The following is a 17125-nucleotide window of genomic DNA, read 5'->3' on the forward strand; positions in this document are numbered from 1 at the left end:
TGCCCTTATGACAGCATACGTAATGCTTAAATTTCGACGATAGCCTTGATCACTTTGGCTTCAGGAGTTAACCACCCTTCAAACTGATTGATCATTTCATCCAAATGTGTGCGGTGTGTAATATACTGGCCCATATCCAGCTTTTCATTCTTCAGCGTTTTCACGACATAATCAAAGTCATCCCTTGTTGCATTACGGCTTCCCATTAATGTAAGCTCTTTACTGTGGAATTCAGGATCATTAAAGGAAATATCCGCTTTAACTAACCCAACATAAATCAACCTTCCGCCGTGAGCAGGATATTTAAATGAATCCATCATTGACTTAGCATTACCTGTCGCATCAAATACCACGCTTGGCATATCTCCATTTGTCAATTGGGCTAATTCCTCCATTGGATTCTCCAAAACGTTCAACGTATAATCGACATTTGCCCATTGGCCAGCAAACGCAAGGCGTTCATCATTTACATCCATTGCGATCACCTTCGCACCCTGTTCTTTAGCGAATGCCATGACTCCCAAGCCAATTGGACCAGCTCCAATTACCAGTGCAAATTCCCCTATTTGAATAGCAGCGCGCCTAACTGCGTGAGCCCCTATACTTAAGGGCTCAATCATTGCGGATTGGTCAAGTGTAAGACCCTCTGTTCTCACCAAATGATTATAAGGAACCGTCATCCACTCACTCATGCCGCCTTCAGCATGTACACCCAAAACTTTCATATCCGTACAGCAGTTCGTTTTCCCACTTCTGCAAGCCAGGCATTTTCCACATTCCATATAGGGGATGATCGATACTTGATCACCTACATTCAGCCCTGATTCATTCTCCGGTATGGATTCAATATAACCGGATAATTCATGTCCAAGTATTCGAGGATAGCTAAAAAAGGGTTGATTACCACCATAGGCATGAATATCCGTACCGCAAATTCCTATTCGCCGCACACGAACCAAAGCTTCGCCTGAGTTTGGTACCGGTTTTTTCGTCTCGATCATCTTAAATTCAAAAGGTTGTTCACAAACAATACTTTTCACTGAATAACACTCCTTTTTAGTATCTTAATAGATATGTACACCTGTTAGAGAATGACGCCTTCTTTAAAGATGCTTATCTCCCTATAACCGAATTTTTCATTATTCGTTTTCTTTTTACCTGATGAAAGTTCAAGAATGTATTGGAATAAACCGTCTTTTAATTCCTCGATCTTTTGACCTTCAATCAACTGCCCTGCATTATAATCAATCCAGTGTTTTTTACGATCGGCTAAATCTGAATTCGTTGCTATTTTCACGGTTGGCACCGGTCCGCCAAATGGTGTTCCCCTTCCCGTAGTGAACAGAACGATATGTGCACCTGCTGCTGCCAAAGCCGTCACCGAAATCAAATCATTTCCAGGAGAATTGATTAAATTCAAACCATGCTTCATTACCCTTTCACCATATGGGCTAACATCCACTACAGTGGCATGGCCGCCTTTTTGCGTGCACCCAAGTGATTTTTCCTCCAGCGTACTAATGCCGCCTTCCTTGTTTCCAGGTGAAGGGTTTTCATAAATTTCCTGATCATGGCGAATGAAATACTGTTTGAAATCATTAATAAGGTCAACGATTTTATTGAAGGTTTCTTCATCTCTTGCCCTGTTCATCAATATCGTTTCCGCTCCAAACATCTCAGGAACCTCTGTCAATATCGTGGTCCCGCCATTTTCTACAATAAGGTCGGAAACCGCACCAACCAATGGATTAGCGGTAATGCCTGAAAAACCATCGGAACCCCCGCATTTCAGGCCTATTTTCAGCTTTGAAACCGGTACGGGCTTGCGTACGAATCCTTCGGCATATTCCACTAATTCTCCCATTAAACGTAAGCCGCTCTCTAATTCATCTTGAACCTCCTGGGCTTTTAAAAATTTTATGCGATTTGGAGGAAATTCGCCTATGACCTCATTAAATGCTTCGATTTGATTGTTCTCACATCCTAACCCTACAACTAAAACCCCTGCTGCATTTGGATGTTGAGCCAAGGCAGCCAATAGTTTCTGTGTATGTGTCAAATCATCTCCCAATTGAGAACAGCCGTATGGATGGGAAAAGTGATGAATCCCATCGATTTGTCGATCCTTAAACTGCTCATTTCCCATTTTAGCGAGAATTTCGCATGTTTTATTGATGCAACCAACCGTGTTGATGATCCAGATTTCATTCCGGATACCCACTTCCCCATTTTCACGGATATATCCTTGGAAGGTATGATCTTGACTTGGCTCTTTTGTATGTTGACTGCTAGGTTGATAGGAATAATCCAATATACCATGCAAACCGGATGCTAGATTATGGGTGTGAACCCAATCGCCAATTGAGATATCTTCTTTAGCTTTTCCGATCGAGTAGCCGAATTTGATTACGTCCTCCCCTCGTTTTATCGGTTTCACTAACATTTTATGCCCTTTAGGAATGTCATCACTTGCCTTGATATGGATCATTCCCCTGTCTTCCGTTTCAATATGGAGGCTCTGTCCTTTATGAATCTCCTCCAAGGAAATAACAACATCATCATTTGAATGCAATTGAACAAATTTATTCATTTTGTCCCCTCCTTTTCATGAGTGAAGACGTTCAAAACCAAACGCCAATCCATTCCGAAAGCCCTTTCATTTTCGCTTGAACTTTTTTAATTTTTAAATCCATTTTAATTTTAACATCAATTTTTGAAATATAAATTGCATATTTTGCTATAAATATACTCATTCTTGTTGTATTATACTTTCAGGAGATGAACGAAATGAAAAAAATTCATAATATATTAAATCATGATTTACTCTTCCCATTTTCTTTTGTCTATCAGGATACGAAAAGTCCCCAGAATGAATTGTCCGATCATATGCATGACTATTATGAAATTGTTTATGTTTATAACGGTAAGGGGACCTTTTTTATTGGTGATGTGTTTTATGATATGCAGCAAGGGGATGTATTCCTGATCCCTAATAGTACAATTCATAGGGCTTTACCCAATATGGACGACCCTGTTACCTCCACCATTATCTTTTTCAGCCCCACATTGATATATAAAGATATGGTTGATGATTCTTTTTCATATTTACATTTGTTTGACCTGACAAAAAAGAGTAAGAATTATAAAATATCATTGCCGAAAAATAAACAAGAAAAGATGGAGGAACAGCTACAACTCATCCTGCAAGAAACCACTAGCCAATCAATGGGCTCGAGGCATGCTTGTTTGCTGACTGTTCATCAAATCATACTTGATTTATACCGTACCCGGATAAATGGCAAAGTGGATATACCAGAGGGCAATAGCTATCGTTCAGAATGGATCAAAGATATTTTAATTTATATTAATGAACATATCGATGAAGCATTGACTTTGACGACACTTGCACAAAAAGCTTTGGTCAGTCCCGCTCATTTCAGCAGAGTTTTTAAGGAAACGACTGGAATTGGATTAATAGTATATTTAAATATGAAAAGAATCATCAAGGCAAAGGAACTTTTGCTGGAAACGAATCACACCATTGCCCATATTGCTGAGAGGTGTGGTTTTGAAAGCATGCCCCAATTTTTTCGCACCTTTAAAAAATACAATGAAAAAACACCTGCAACATTTCGAAAAGAAAATCGGATGCGCTAAGCATGCCTAGTAAACATGAAAAATGGAAGTGTCTTCCCTTGATATTTCCTTTGGGAGACACTTCCATTCTAACAATCTATTACACAGGCTTTACTATCGGTCTTACAAAACGGATGACTGCAAGCGATGCAACGATGGCCAATCCTCCTGCAAGCAAGAATGCAACTGTGTATGTGCCTGAGGTATCGACAATATACCCCGTTAACGTCGGTCCGATGATACCTGCTGTATTTGCCAAGAAATGCATAAAACCTCCAACAGATCCAACATTGCCAGGGTCGACAACATCGTTGACGATTGCCCAGTAAATGGCACCAGTCAAATATAGGAAGAAGACGGAAAGTGCGACAAGCGTTACCGCACTGACCGTTGTGGATACAAGTCCGGCAAAACCGATACATACCGCCGATAAGAACAAACATGTTACAAGCACGAGCTTACGCGAGAATAAAACACCTTGTTGAGCGAATTTTTTAGAGAAGAAATCCGACACGAATCCACCCAAAGCAAGTCCGATGAATCCAAAAATCCAAGGAATCACTGTAATGATGCTCATATTTTCTACACTTAGGCCGCGTGCATCTACCAAATAGCTTGGGAACCAAGTTAAGAAAAAGAAGAGAATATAATTGTAAGAAAAAAAGGCTAGAGCAGTAAATAAAACCGTTTTTTGTTTTAAATAAAAGGTGAATTTCACCTTTCCTTCCGATGTTGCCGCTACATAAGATTTCCCAGTATGTTTCTGTTCTTTTGACTCTTCTGGTTTTTCTTTAACGAACTTCCACCAGCAAATCGCCCATATCAGGCCAATCACCATAATGGCAATGAAAGAAACCCTCCATCCATATGAGATGGCAATAAATCCAACTATAGGACCTGCAATCGCGCCACCAAGCGGCGTCCCGCTATTCGTCAAACCAACGACAGATGCCCGCTGATTCGCTGGGAACCAGTTATTCACCATTTTATTGATGGTTGAAGAAAGAGGGCCTTCGCCCATCCCAAACAGTATGCGGATGATTATCATACTTGCAAAACCGACAGCAAGTACAAGTGCACCACTGAATAAAGACCAAACGATCATCGCCACGAAGAGCGTGATCTTTGCACCCCATTTATCGGACGCCATTCCTCCAAGGAAATTAAATATGGCATAACCAACTGAAAAGCTGCTAAAAATAATCCCCATCTGTGTTGCTGTTAAGGATAAATCATCTTGGATGAACGGAGCTGCAATGGACAGTGCAGATCGGTCCAGATAATTTATTACACCTGCCAAGAACAAGAAAACGATGACCATTCCTCTACCATTTGAAAACATAAAGTACCCCCCTATACGTTTCAATAAATGCAGCAGCATTTTTGGAAACGTTTCCATTTAATAACCAAGAGTAAAGCCTATATGAACTTTAACTAAATCGGTTTAGAATTCCCGTAAAAAAGCGCTTTCTTTTTCACAGGAATTCTTACATCCGGTTCTAGCAAGAATTCCTTGAAAGCAAAGTCGGTTTCAAGCGATGCACGCTTGTATCCTCTATTCCTATTTTATTGATTTGACTAAGCAGTAACTCTGCTGCCAAGTTGGCCATTTCAATGGCTGGCTGATTTACCGTTGTGATGGTCGGTGTATAGAAACTGGCATAGGACACATCATCAATCCCTATGACCGCTATGTCATCAGGTATATTGATTTCGTGCTGTTTCATATAACGCAACACTTCATTAAGTACGATATCATTTCCTGCCAAAATGGCTTGAGGCGGCTTTTCCAATTCGAAAAATTCTGAAAGTGCAACCGGAATTTCATCTGCGTTCACTGTTTTAATATATTCAGAATTGAATGGTATCCCATGTGTCGCAAGTGAATCCTTGTACCCTTGGATTCGTTCGATACGAGGACTGATATCGCGTATTATTGAAGTGGTTATGATTGCAATGGTTTTATAACCCTTTTCAATAAACCTGTCGATCGCTAACTTGGAAGCAAGGTGATTATCGAGCATGACTGTTGCAATATCCAATTCTTCGATCGTCCTATCCATGAAAACAATCGGGAAATGATCACTCTTCATACGTTGATATAAATCAAGGTTGTCCCCTGTGGGGAATATGATGATCCCATCCACTTGTTTAGCTCTTAGCATTTCAATATAATTCTTTTCCTTTTCAGGATTGTCATCTGCATTGCATACGATAATATGGAACCCTTGTTCATAAAAGTAGTTTTCTATAGCTCTAATAACCTGAGTTGAAAACGTGTGAAGGATATTGGCAACCACCACCCCAACGGTAAAAGTGGATTTTTGTTTTAAACTGCGTGCTATTATATTAGGCTGATAGTTTAACTCTTCTATTGTTTCTTCAATCTTTTTCCTGGTTTTTTCACTCATATATTCGTAACGTTTATTCAGGTATTGGGAAACTGTGCTTTTTGATACTTTCGCGTGATTGGCGACATCAGTAATTGTAATGGTTTTCATTTCATTCATCCCTGTCGTGTGATTTCGATATATAAGGAATATTCTATTATAATAAGGAAAGCTTTACAATCACCTTCTGATGCAGTAAAAAAGTCAATTTCCCATACAGTGGAACTAATTTACTTACGGTCACTTGTTTGCCTATATATAGGAGCTGAATTCACACGCCGGAGTATGCCATGAAGCCCCCATCGACTGGTACCGTAATTCCCGTGACAAAGCCCGAATAGGATTCATCAACTAGCCAAAGCAAGGTACCAAGTAAATCTTCAGGCTGCCCAAAGCGCTTCATGGGTGTTGAAGTAATGATTTTATTAGATCTTGCCGTCAGACTGCCATCTTCATTAAGCAGAAGATCCCGATTTTGCTTCGTCAAAAAGAATCCTGGAGCAATGGCATTCACCCGTAAACCTTCTTCGGCAAAATGAACAGCCATCCACATGGTAAAATTATTTATCGAAGCTTTGGCAGCGCTATATGCTGGTACTTTAGTCATTGGAGCGTAGGCGCTCATGGAAGATACATTCACGATAACAGGTGCTTCCACTTGCAATAACTCTTTCCCAAAAACCTGACTGGCCAAAAATGTACCGGTGAAATTACTGGCAAAAACCTGAGAGAATCCATTTTCATCCAAATCAAAAAAGGATTTTCCTTCTGCTTCTTCCCCATATTTCTCTGGAGCTGTAATGGCATCAGGGTGATTGCCTCCCGCACCATTTATTAATAGATCCACTCTTCCGAACGATTCTATTATTTTCCCTTTTGCATTTTCCAATGAGGTTCTATCCAAAACGTTTGCCGCGATGGAAATCGCAGTCCCCCCAGTTTGTTCAATGTGTTCGACCACTTCTTGCCCTTTTTCCGCCGTTCTGTTCAATATAGCTATCTTGACACCATGACGGGCCAATTCCACCGCCATTTTGGAACATAAGACACCGCTGCCTCCAGTGATAACTGCCACCCTGTTCGATAAGTTTTCATGAATGGGAATCATGATTTTTCACCTAATTTAGTAGCTTCATATGCATCCCATAATCCGAGCAAATACATGATTCCCAATGCTCGGTCATATAAACCGTAACCTGGGCGGCAAACTTCACCCCATATATGGCGGCCATGATCCGGTCTGACATAACCAGTATAATTTTGCTTATTCAATTCTTCCACGACGCCCTGTATATTGATCGATCCATCCTGGGTATGATGGGATGTTTCCACAAAGTCACCATTTTCATAAATCTTCACATTGCGTATATGCGAGAAAGGTGAACGGTCTGCATATTTTTTAGCCACCTGGACCATATCATTTTCAGGGTTTGCCCCCATAGATCCTGTACACAAGGTAAACGCATTCGATGGTGAATCCGAAATCGAGATCAGTTTTTCATAACTCGACTCACCGGTGATGATTCTTGGCAAGCCAAAAATGGACCATGGCGGATCATCCGGGTGTATTGCCATTTTTATACCGCAGGCCTCTGCAACAGGTAATATTTCTTTTAGGAATATTTCAAGATTCGCCCATAGCTGCTCTTCGTCTACAGTTTTGTAAGCTTCGAATAATTCAGAGATTCTATCCATCTTTTCTGGTTCCCAACCTGGTAAAGTTAAATCTGAAGCTTCCATTACAGTACGAATTAAATCTTGAGGATCTAACGTATCCACTTTCGCTTTTTCATAAAATAGGGCAGTTGAGCCATCTTCCAAAGGATGGAACATTTCCGTCCGAGTCCAATCAAAGATCGGCATGAAGTTATAACAAATGACCTTCACTCCAGCTTCCGAAAGATTCCTGATCGTCTCTTTGTATTTCTCTATATATATCATGCGGTCTTCATTACCCAATTTAATCGATTCATGGACATTTACACTTTCTACGACATCCGTGTGAAAACCAAATGATTGGATATACTCAATTTCTTCTTGAATTTCTTCTTTTTCCCATACCTCACCAACAGGTTTTTGGTGAAGTGCCCAGACAATACCTTTCACTCCAGGAATCTGTTTAATGTGCTCCAGTGTAACGGTATCATTGTCTTTCCCGTACCATCTAAATGTAATGTTCATCATGCACCTCCATTATTCCGCAATTTTTTGCATGTATTTTCGGCTTAATTCCACTGCGGCTTCATATCCGCCATTTTGATATGCTTTGTTCAAGTCACTGCCGATCCCGATTGCTACCGCGCCTGCATTCAGCCAGTCCTTCATGTTATCCAAATTGATTCCGCCGGTTGGCATGATCCTTACATTGGGCAGTGGACCATTAACCGACTTGATGAAAGAAGGTTCAAAATGATTTGCCGGAAATAACTTCAAAACATCACAACCTGCTTCCAATGATGTAGCCATTTCTCTAATTGTCATGCATCCAGGCAAATAGGGAATGCCGTATCGATTACAAAGTTCGGCTACGCCATTGACAAAATAGGGGCTGACGATAAAATTGGCGCCAGCTAAAATCGCATGCCGAGCCGTTTCAGAATCAAGTACCGAGCCTGCTCCTATTAGTGCATCCGTATTTTGCAGATCTTTGAAAGCTTCTTCAATTCCCGGTGTTGTATACGTCAATTCGATTGCCTGAATACCGCCTTCCACAGCTGCTTTAGAAAGTTGTGCCGCCTCCTTTGCATCCTGTCCCCGGATAACAGCTACAACTTTCGTTTCCGTTATTCGATGTATGATTGAATGTTTATCCATAACTCCTACCCCCTTAATTAAAAACGATGATCGCTTTTCGAACTTGTTCGGGATGATTTTCAACAAAATTAAATGCTTCCTGGATATCATCGAGCGAAAATGTATGGGTAACTAAACCTTCATGTCTGAGTTTTCCTTCATTTAAAAGTTTCACCACTTTTGGGAACTGATTGGTTTGCAATCTAGATCCTTTCACCGATACTTCCTTTTTTGTGATTGGTAGCTGGGAAACCGATGAAGGACGTTCATCAAAACCGAGTACGACAATCCGCCCCGCCGTTGACACGACATCGAAAGACAATTCGAATGTCATCGGTAAGCATACTGCATCAATGACAACGTTGGCCCCTTCGCCTTTCGTCCATTCTTCCACTCGTTTTTGAACATCTTCTTTTCCAGCATGGATGGTGATATCGGCGCCGCTTTCTTTAGCGAATTCCAAACGCTCTTCACTTAAATCCGTGATCATCACTGATGCTCCTTGAAGCTTTGCCATCTTTAATATGCAAATTCCAATAGGCCCGGCTCCCTGGATAAGCACTGTTTCCCCTTCCTCCACTTCACCTCTCCAAACGGCCTGTGCGCCGATTGTGTATGGCTCAGCCAATACTATTTCTTCCCAAGCTAAAGCGGAATCCACAACATGTAATTGTTTCTCCGGAAGGACGAACCATTCCCTCATCCCACCATCTTCATGTACCCCAAAAACGGAAAGTTTTTCACAAACATTTTGGCGGCCTTTTCGGCAGGCGTAACACTCCCCGCAGTAACTGATGGGCTCAATAACAACATGGTCCCCCACTTTTATGCCCGCGACACCTTGACCTATCTCCACAACTTCTCCCGCTACTTCATGCCCAACGACACGCGGCAGCGTAGCAAGAGGATTCGTACCATGGTAAATATGCATATCCGATCCGCAAATCCCGACTCTTTTTACTTTTACAAGGACATCCGTCGAGTTTGAAATCCGAGGTTTTTCCACTTCTTGAATGATCAGTTCATGAGCTTTCCGTACTTGAACCGCTTTCATTTCTCCACCTACTTTGTAAGAAATTCATAAACACTTGATGCTATCGTAATACCTTGTTTCAGGTTTTTTTCTTCATTGATTTGTTCAATCTCACCCGGTACATATACGCGATCGAACCCTGGAGCAGGTTCAACCTGTTGCAGCTCTTCGATCATTTGATCCATTTGCTCTAAAAATATATCAGTATCCGTAAAGAACGAAGGATTAATTACACAAAAATAATGTCCAAGCTTCCGTTTCTTATCAAGGTCGTCATACATTTTTCCAATGTGCGGGCCAAATGCCGCACCGGCCAATAATCCAGAAAACACATCTACAATTACGGATAGACCATAGCCTTTCGGGCCTCCGAAAGTGGAAAGGGAAGCGACTTTATTCGGGTCTGTGACATTAGCTCCATTTTCATCCACTCCCCATCCTTCAGGGATTTCCTTTCCTTCTTCGCGTGCCTGGAGGATTTTCCCCAGCGCAACATTGGATGTTGCCATATCAAGAATAAAGGGTTTCTTCGTTTTGGCAGGTACTCCGTAAGCGATTGGGTTGGTACCAAGAAATGATGTTTTTCCTCCGAACGGGACCACAATTTTATCGGTGTGTGACATCGCAATGCCAATCAACTTTGCATCAGCGGCTTTTTGAACAAAATAGCTTAGTGCCCCGCAATGGCTGCTATTATGAACAGTCACCATGCCCACGCCATAATCTCTAGCCATTTCGATTGCATGGTCCATGGCCACGTCACTAATCACATGCCCAAATCCATCATCTCCATCAACTACACCGGTGACGGGCCCTGTCTTTTGGAAGGAAATCTGGGCATCGGGATTTATTCCCCCTGCCAGTAAACGGTTCACATAATGCTCTGTTCGCAAGACACCATGGGAATTGACATTTCTAAGATCGGCATGAACCAATACTTCCGCGATTTTCCCGGCATTTTCTTCATTTAAACCCACTTTGGTCAGCTGTTGTATGACTAATCGTTTTGCTTCCTCGGCTTGTATCGTTACTGTTGCCATTTTTCCCCCTCATTTCTTTCAGTCATCTATCTTTCTATAACAGCCTCATTCTGTATGAAAGGCATTACTTCATCCAAATATGGTAATCCTTCATTGTCCCCTGCAACAGTGGTGACAAGAGCTCCTACACCATTTGCGAATGTCAACCTTTCTTCAATCGATAAGCCATGAAGATATCCGTAAATATAACCGGCATCATAACCATCTCCCGCACCAACAGTATCAACAGGTGTAACAGGGAAGGCTTCTTTTTCATGCCAATCATTTTTGGTATATAGTTTTGAACCATGTTTCCCGTCCTTAATGACAAGCTGATCAATATTATTCACCTTTGCGAATTCCGCCAAAGATTCTTTAGAGTCAGTTCCGATGATCAATCTTATTTCATCCAAACCTGTAAGCAACATATCAACATATGGAAAAATATCATAATATACTGATTTTGCTTCCTCGATGGACCATAGCTTTAGGCGAATATTCGGATCAAATGAAACAGGTATATTTTTTTGTTTTGCAATATCCATTACCCTCTTGGCAATATCCACATTTTTGGGATCTATAGCCAAAAATACTCCAGTAAGGTGGACTATATCAATCTCTTCAAACATCTTCTCTGTTATATCTCCCGGCTTTAAAGTTAAAATGGGAGATTGATAACGGTAATAAAATGTCTTTCCGGAACCATCTTCCCGGATTTCTTTAAAGTTAAGAGATGTTGGATATCCATTTACATAGGCAACATCACTCATGTCCACGCCTTCCCCACGAGCGAAATTATATATAACTTTACCGAATTCATCCTTGCCTAAGCGGCTTATCCATTTTGCCCTCATGCCAAGCCTTGCACAGCCAATCGCAAAATTCAGTTCAGCGCCTCCTACTTTTCGCTCAAAACGGTTAACGAATCTTAAAGGTCCTGTCTCTTCCGGATTTAGCGTAATCATGGCGTCGCCGAGCGTTAAAACACCATATTTTGATGACAATACAGTACCTCCTTCTTTCGAACAATCACAAATAAAAACAAAAATATTTGATCATATCACTTTCATTACATTTCTTAGCTAAATCGATTTAGTAATATACTAAACCGGTTTGGTAAATCATAAGGAAATTGTAAATGAAAACCCTACCAAAAACAATAGAAAAGTTTGATAATTCATAATTTTATTTTTATTTAATATTATTTTTCAGCCAAATTTATGATAAAAACACCATATTACGGTAAGTGGAAGGACTTATTCCTTCCCTCTTTTTTTAATGATTAAGAGTTTCTGATTTTCATCCATGAGCTTTCAATCAAATTTAACTCTTTGCTATTAATTTGGAGAAAGTTGTATAATATATCAATTGTTAAATAAGTATGAAAGGTTGTTTTTTGGAATGAGTTTTTTGAAAATTTACATCTTACTTACAGGAATAATGATAACATGGGGGTTAAATGTCTCAGTTATTAAAATTTTAGTTGCGAATACACAGCCCGTAACAATCACTTCTTTGAGAATTTTTACAGCTTCCCTTGTAGTCATTCTTATTCTTATCATTCTTGGACTAATACGCCTTCCAAAAAAAAGTGAACTTTTTTACGTTTTTGGAGGAGCACTTTTGAGTGTCGTTTTTCATCATTATTTTTTAGCTGAGGGATTGACGAAGACTTCTGCATCGAATGCTGGACTGATTTTGGGCATGGGGCCAATTCTGACTGTCATCTTGACCATGATATTCTTTCGTAAAAAGCCCACTTTAATCAGGCTTTTTGGCTTTATATGCGGTGCCCTAGGTGTGAGTTTTACCGTTATGGCAGGAAGTGGAGGACTTCATTCTATTAATCTGGGAGATGTGGATATTTTACTTTCCATACTTTCACAGGCATTAAGTTTCATACTTATCAATAAAGCCTCAAAAACAATGGATCCACGATTACTAACCGGCTACATGATGCTGATCGGGTCTTTTATTCTTTTTGCCATCAGCTTATGGAAGGAACCCGAGGGCTTATCTTCACTGGCAGCTGCACCAAACTCCATATGGGGAGCTTTTATTTTCTCCGCCATTTTTGCCACTGCCCTCGGGCACATGAGCTATAATTATGCCATTGGTAAGGTTGGCGCAGCCGAATCATCCATTTTTCTTAACTTAAACACCCTATTCTCTTTGTTAGGGGCAGCATTTTTCCTCAATGAAGCCATTGTGCCTGCACATTTCATTGGACTGATCTTCATTGTTTCGGGGGTATTGCTTGGCTCCGGTGCAATTGAAATATGGATTCTACAAAGGAAAAATAAACGTATATCTGCCTAGAGGTAACGGCATCACCTAGATTAAGTAACTTTTTTCTTCGTACTAGAATAAGAGCCCCTATGACACTACCATCTTAAATGGCCTAGCAGTGTCATAGGGTCTTATCTTGTCCACCCTCTCCTCCATCTACCAGATGATTATAAACCCTTTAAACATTCTTTCAGAATAATAATTGGAGATACATATCCGTTACAAAACACCCCTAAATTCACATGGACATTTCCATAGAAATATGTTCATTATGACAAGCCTTTTTGTCAGCTGTGGCCCTTTTCTTTCTTAGAAACCTCGTTGAAGACATATTGTTTACTTACTATTGGTTTTAATATATTAAAAAATATAAAAGAGACTGTCTATGGGTCACGGACAGCCTGAGATTCCAGTCATGCTTATAAAGTAAATCAATTAGCCCAGATTGCAAACAAGCCTTCTGTTACACCCAATTTGTATATATAATAAAGTCCGAATGCAAAACTTAATGCTCCCGCCAGTTTGATGAAGATTCGGTTTAAAACGATATCCTTTCCATTCAAAGCAAACGGTATGCCTAGTAAAGTTGTAAAGCACAGCATACCAATTATCGTCCCAGCGCCAAATATAATGATATAGATGGATCCTTCGCCTATACCGTTTACGGTCGACATAGTTAGAATGACCATTGCGGCACTGCCCGCGAGACCATGGACGAACCCAATTAAAGCAGACACCAAAAAAGGACGAAATCTATCTTTGTCGTTCGTGATATCATGGCGAGCTTTAAATAAACTTTTCGCCCCTAGAATAACAAGCATAATACCAACGCCGAATTCCAGCGTCATGCTTAACGACTCTGGAATTTCCCCTTTCATCCAAATGAATAGCATACCTATAAGAAACAGCGTACATGTATGCCCTATTCCCCAATACACCCCGGTTAGAGTGGACCGTGATAATTTTTTCGTTTTTCCTGCCGTGGTTGCTACTGCAATAACATGATCCGGCTCTAACGAATGCTTTATCCCCAATAGGAATCCTAATGTAAGAATCGACACCAAGCTCATTTCTCTACCACCTCCCCGAGACACTTCCATACTTCTTCATACACCCTTTTAAGAGGTATATTGTTCTGAACGGCAATTTTACGGCAATCTTCATATTCAGGTGCCTGCTGTATGGGTTGGCCTTCATGGTACCCTCTTTTTATCGTCACTTGCCCCCATTGTGTGTCTACATGTAAAAAAGATCGTTCGAGCCTGTGCACGGTAAGAGGATAGTAGCGTATACCAAGAGTCGTCGTTTCAGCAAATAATATCTTCTTGATTTTCGAAATCTGCTGCTGTGAACAGAGAAGTTGCAATAACACCCCCGGTCGATTTTTTTTCATGAAGATTGGGGTATAAAATACATCATTTGCTCCTGATTCAAACAACAAATCCATTACATGACCAAGCCATTCACCGGAAATATCATCTAGATTCACTTCCATTTTTACCATTTGTCCATCAAGATGCTCATGATCAGGTGGGCGCTTCATTGAATCTTCCCTATAATAATGCGAAGGACGTTCGGGTGATTTTCAAATGTTTTTGTCCCCGCACCATAGCCAATCGATTCGACAGTCATGGCTGGAAGCGTGCCGAATTTTTCAGCTAAAACCGTAGCGATGGCAGCACCGGTCGGCGTTGCTAATTCGGAACGAATAACGTTTGAGGCAATCGGTACCCCCTTTAATATTTCAAGTGTAGCAGGTGCAGGAACCGGGTATACACCGTGATCAATATGTATATGTCCAGATCCCGTTGGAATGGCTGATGACTGAACTGATTCAATACCTAGCTGATCGATTAAAATTGCAGCCCCGATTATATCTATTATTGAATCTACAGCTCCTACCTCATGAAAGTGAACTTTATCAAGCGGAAGCCCGTGTATGTGCCCTTCCGCTTCACCAATCTTCTTAAATATGGCGAGTGACATGTTTGTTACCGATTCATTTAGGTTTGCCTCATTGATGGCTTCTACAATTTGTTTGTAGGTGCGGCTACCATGATGATTGTGAGGTGCATGGCTATGGTTGGGTTCTGTTTCATGACTGTGGCTGTGTTCATGTCCATGAGTGTGGCTGTGTTCATGTGGTTGCTCTGATTTACTGGTAAGAATGACATCAAATTTAGTACTCGTAATGCCATTTTTGACGACTTTCCCCCATGACAGATTATATTCTTCATCTATATTCAGCTTTTTTAACTCTTCTTCCATTTGTAAAGGGTCTGCACCTGCATCAATCAACGCACCAATAACCATATCTCCGCTTATGCCGGAAAAGCAGTCAAAATATAATGTCCTCATCATCATTGATCTCCTTTTTATGTACAAGTTTGTATATAATCGCTGCATTGTAGGCTGCACCAAATCCATTATCGATGTTCACCACACTTACACCCGATGCGCATGTATTAAGCATTGATAAAAGTGCAGATAAACCGTTAAAATTGGCACCGTAACCGATACTTGTCGGAACAGCAATAATTGGATTCGCAACAAGGCCTCCTAACACACTTGGGAGTGCCCCTTCCATCCCCGCTACACAAACTGATACGGTAGCCCCTCGTATCTCGTCTATATTATCAAGGAGGCGGTGCAGCCCAGCAACCCCAACATCGTATATACGCCTGACTGGAATACCTAGTGTTTCGGCCGTCACGGCAGCTTCTTCAGCAACGGACAAATCTGATGTCCCGGCGCACACAATTGCAATATATGAACCTACGGATTTGGGCTTTTCTTTAACCCAAGCAAGTGTCCGTGCCATATCGTTATACTCAAATTCACTGCATTCTTTTTGTACAAATACTGCTTTTTCCCGGGAAATTCGAGTCACAAGCACAGAATCATTCCTTGTCCGCAGTGATTGTACAATCGCTAAAATTTGCTCAGCTGTTTTCCCTTCTCCAAACACAATTTCGGGAAAGCCTTGTCTCCTTTTACGATGATGATCAATTTTTACAAACCCTAAATTTTCATATGATGCAAGTTTTTCCTTTGCTTCAACTGCTGTCAATGAACCATTTTGAACCTGCTCTAAAATATCATCAATCATAACTTTTCTTCCTTTTTAAGTCCTATATTCATACTTCCGCTTGTATAGCCCGTGAGATCCATTGATACATACTTATAACCAAATTGCTTCAGTCGTTTCGTGATCGCCACATGGTATTGGAGAACTCGCGGCATATCAACGGGTTCAACTTCAATTCGGGCAGTATCCTCATGCGTCCTGACTCTTACCTGATGAATATCCAATGATTTTAAGTAAGCTTCTGATTTATCCACTTTCATCAATTTTTCCTTCGTAATGATATCGCCATATGCAATGCGTGAAGATAGGCAAGCGAATGATGGTTTATCCCAGGTTGGCAAACCGGCTTGCTTGGACAATTCTCTTATTTCTTCTTTGAATAAACCGGCTTCTAGAAGAGGTCCCCTGATTCCTTTTTCTTTAGCTGCTTTCATGCCTGGACGAAATTCGTTAGCATCATCAGCGATGACTCCATAAATTATATTATTAAATTCATATACTTCAAGAATAGGAAGCAGTTGGTCAAATAAACTACTTTTACAAAAGTAACAGCGATTCTGATTATTTTCTGAATAACCAGGAATGGCCAACTCCGATGTCTGAATGACTCGATGGTTGGCACCAATCCATTTTGATAGCATAATGGCTTCTTTCAACTCACTCGACGGATAGGTTTCCGAATCTGCTGTAATGGCTAACACATTATCATATCCCAAAGTATCAATAGCAACATTTAGCAAAAAAGTGCTGTCCACCCCTCCTGAAAAAGCGACCACAACCGACTCCATTTTTTGGAGAATCCCCTGCAGATTTCTATACTTTTCTAGTAACATAGCATTTTTCCCCTTTCTGGTTTGTCTGAATTTATCTACTGTCC

At 40.8% G+C, this 17125-nt stretch carries 17 protein-coding genes; 2 read left to right on the forward strand and 15 right to left on the reverse strand.

What is annotated here, in order from left to right; all coding sequences use genetic code 11:
- Window positions 1–26: 26 nt before the first annotated feature.
- Together SB775_RS17610 and SB775_RS17615 are read right to left on the reverse strand one after the other, a co-directional pair.
- Window positions 27–1040, reverse strand: a complete 1014-nt coding sequence (locus SB775_RS17610; protein WP_410862498.1) for a zinc-binding alcohol dehydrogenase family protein — start codon at window positions 1038–1040, stop codon at window positions 27–29.
- A 44-nt stretch (window positions 1041–1084) separates the two neighbouring features.
- Window positions 1085–2590 carry a UxaA family hydrolase gene (locus SB775_RS17615; protein ID WP_410862499.1) on the reverse strand — a complete coding sequence of 502 codons (1506 nt, stop codon included), beginning with the start codon at window positions 2588–2590 and terminating at the stop codon, window positions 1085–1087.
- Between the two features lie 197 nt (window positions 2591–2787).
- On the opposite strand from SB775_RS17615, the gene SB775_RS17620 reads away from it, so the two are divergent.
- Window positions 2788–3657 carry a helix-turn-helix domain-containing protein gene (locus SB775_RS17620; RefSeq protein WP_410862500.1) on the forward strand — a complete coding sequence of 290 codons (870 nt, stop codon included), beginning with the start codon at window positions 2788–2790 and terminating at the stop codon, window positions 3655–3657.
- Between the two features lie 79 nt (window positions 3658–3736).
- On the opposite strand, the gene SB775_RS17625 is transcribed toward SB775_RS17620, so the two are convergent.
- The 8 genes from SB775_RS17625 to SB775_RS17660 all read right to left on the reverse strand — a co-directional run bounded on the left by SB775_RS17625 (window position 3737) and on the right by SB775_RS17660 (window position 11875).
- Window positions 3737–4978, reverse strand: coding sequence for an MFS transporter (locus tag SB775_RS17625; protein WP_410862501.1), 1242 nt, complete (start codon window positions 4976–4978; stop codon window positions 3737–3739).
- Between the two features lie 157 nt (window positions 4979–5135).
- A complete protein-coding gene (locus SB775_RS17630) occupies window positions 5136–6137 on the reverse strand; it encodes a LacI family DNA-binding transcriptional regulator (protein WP_410862503.1) in 1002 nt (333 codons plus the stop codon).
- A gap of 160 nt (window positions 6138–6297) precedes the next feature.
- Window positions 6298–7134, reverse strand: a complete 837-nt coding sequence (locus tag SB775_RS17635; protein ID WP_410862505.1) for an SDR family oxidoreductase — start codon at window positions 7132–7134, stop codon at window positions 6298–6300.
- Window positions 7131–8207, reverse strand: coding sequence for a mannonate dehydratase (uxuA, locus tag SB775_RS17640; protein WP_089363389.1), 1077 nt, complete (start codon window positions 8205–8207; stop codon window positions 7131–7133). The genes SB775_RS17635 and uxuA overlap by 4 nt, the downstream gene beginning before the upstream one ends.
- 12 nt (window positions 8208–8219) lie before the next feature.
- On the reverse strand, window positions 8220–8840 hold the full coding sequence (locus SB775_RS17645) for a bifunctional 2-keto-4-hydroxyglutarate aldolase/2-keto-3-deoxy-6-phosphogluconate aldolase (protein ID WP_410862506.1): 621 nt from the start codon (window positions 8838–8840) through the stop codon (window positions 8220–8222).
- 13 nt (window positions 8841–8853) lie between these two features.
- Window positions 8854–9873 carry a zinc-binding alcohol dehydrogenase family protein gene (locus SB775_RS17650; RefSeq protein WP_410862507.1) on the reverse strand — a complete coding sequence of 340 codons (1020 nt, stop codon included), beginning with the start codon at window positions 9871–9873 and terminating at the stop codon, window positions 8854–8856.
- Window positions 9874–9881: 8 nt separating this feature from the next.
- Window positions 9882–10892 carry an ureidoglycolate dehydrogenase gene (gene allD, locus SB775_RS17655; protein WP_410862509.1) on the reverse strand — a complete coding sequence of 337 codons (1011 nt, stop codon included), beginning with the start codon at window positions 10890–10892 and terminating at the stop codon, window positions 9882–9884.
- A gap of 26 nt (window positions 10893–10918) precedes the next feature.
- Complete coding sequence (locus SB775_RS17660; protein WP_410862511.1) at window positions 10919–11875, reverse strand: sugar kinase; 957 nt, start codon at window positions 11873–11875, stop codon at window positions 10919–10921.
- 397 nt (window positions 11876–12272) lie between these two features.
- Here SB775_RS17660 and SB775_RS17665 point away from each other — a divergent pair, with 397 nt between their 5' ends.
- Window positions 12273–13190: a DMT family transporter gene (locus tag SB775_RS17665; protein WP_410862512.1), complete on the forward strand. Its 918-nt coding sequence runs from the start codon at window positions 12273–12275 to the stop codon at window positions 13188–13190.
- 401 nt (window positions 13191–13591) lie between these two features.
- Here SB775_RS17665 and SB775_RS17670 read toward each other — a convergent pair whose 3' ends face one another.
- From SB775_RS17670 to larE, 5 genes are read right to left on the reverse strand one after another with little or no spacing between them, the layout of a single operon-like run.
- Window positions 13592–14230, reverse strand: coding sequence for an urease accessory protein UreH (locus SB775_RS17670; RefSeq protein ID WP_410862513.1), 639 nt, complete (start codon window positions 14228–14230; stop codon window positions 13592–13594).
- Entirely contained in the window at window positions 14227–14703 is a 477-nt protein-coding gene (gene larC2, locus SB775_RS17675) for a nickel pincer cofactor biosynthesis protein LarC2 (RefSeq protein ID WP_286140953.1), read from the reverse strand. Before larC2 ends, SB775_RS17670 begins: the two co-directional genes overlap by 4 nt.
- Window positions 14700–15518 carry a nickel pincer cofactor biosynthesis protein LarC gene (gene larC, locus SB775_RS17680; RefSeq protein WP_410862565.1) on the reverse strand — a complete coding sequence of 273 codons (819 nt, stop codon included), beginning with the start codon at window positions 15516–15518 and terminating at the stop codon, window positions 14700–14702. Before larC ends, larC2 begins: the two co-directional genes overlap by 4 nt.
- A complete protein-coding gene (gene larB / locus SB775_RS17685) occupies window positions 15499–16269 on the reverse strand; it encodes a nickel pincer cofactor biosynthesis protein LarB (protein WP_410862515.1) in 771 nt (256 codons plus the stop codon). The genes larC and larB overlap by 20 nt, the downstream gene beginning before the upstream one ends.
- A complete protein-coding gene (gene larE, locus SB775_RS17690; protein WP_410862516.1) occupies window positions 16266–17081 on the reverse strand; it encodes an ATP-dependent sacrificial sulfur transferase LarE in 816 nt (271 codons plus the stop codon). The genes larB and larE overlap by 4 nt, the downstream gene beginning before the upstream one ends.
- Between the last annotated feature and the right edge of the window lie 44 nt (window positions 17082–17125).

The organism is Peribacillus sp. SIMBA_075, assembly GCF_046534585.1.

Coding starts and splice junctions, on each gene's coding strand:
- SB775_RS17615 (WP_410862499.1), bottom strand. CDS start 2,590: ATGAATAAATTTGTTCAATTGCATTCAAATGATGATGTTGTTATTTCC.
- SB775_RS17620 (WP_410862500.1), top strand. CDS start 2,788: ATGAAAAAAATTCATAATATATTAAATCATGATTTACTCTTCCCATTT.
- SB775_RS17625 (WP_410862501.1), bottom strand. CDS start 4,978: ATGTTTTCAAATGGTAGAGGAATGGTCATCGTTTTCTTGTTCTTGGCA.
- SB775_RS17630 (WP_410862503.1), bottom strand. CDS start 6,137: ATGAAAACCATTACAATTACTGATGTCGCCAATCACGCGAAAGTATCA.
- SB775_RS17635 (WP_410862505.1), bottom strand. CDS start 7,134: ATGATTCCCATTCATGAAAACTTATCGAACAGGGTGGCAGTTATCACT.
- uxuA (WP_089363389.1), bottom strand. CDS start 8,207: ATGAACATTACATTTAGATGGTACGGGAAAGACAATGATACCGTTACA.
- SB775_RS17645 (WP_410862506.1), bottom strand. CDS start 8,840: ATGGATAAACATTCAATCATACATCGAATAACGGAAACGAAAGTTGTA.
- SB775_RS17650 (WP_410862507.1), bottom strand. CDS start 9,873: ATGAAAGCGGTTCAAGTACGGAAAGCTCATGAACTGATCATTCAAGAA.
- allD (WP_410862509.1), bottom strand. CDS start 10,892: ATGGCAACAGTAACGATACAAGCCGAGGAAGCAAAACGATTAGTCATA.
- SB775_RS17665 (WP_410862512.1), top strand. CDS start 12,273: ATGAGTTTTTTGAAAATTTACATCTTACTTACAGGAATAATGATAACA.
- SB775_RS17670 (WP_410862513.1), bottom strand. CDS start 14,230: ATGAGCTTGGTGTCGATTCTTACATTAGGATTCCTATTGGGGATAAAG.
- larC2 (WP_286140953.1), bottom strand. CDS start 14,703: ATGAAGCGCCCACCTGATCATGAGCATCTTGATGGACAAATGGTAAAA.
- larC (WP_410862565.1), bottom strand. CDS start 15,518: ATGAGGACATTATATTTTGACTGCTTTTCCGGCATAAGCGGAGATATG.
- larB (WP_410862515.1), bottom strand. CDS start 16,269: ATGATTGATGATATTTTAGAGCAGGTTCAAAATGGTTCATTGACAGCA.
- larE (WP_410862516.1), bottom strand. CDS start 17,081: ATGTTACTAGAAAAGTATAGAAATCTGCAGGGGATTCTCCAAAAAATG.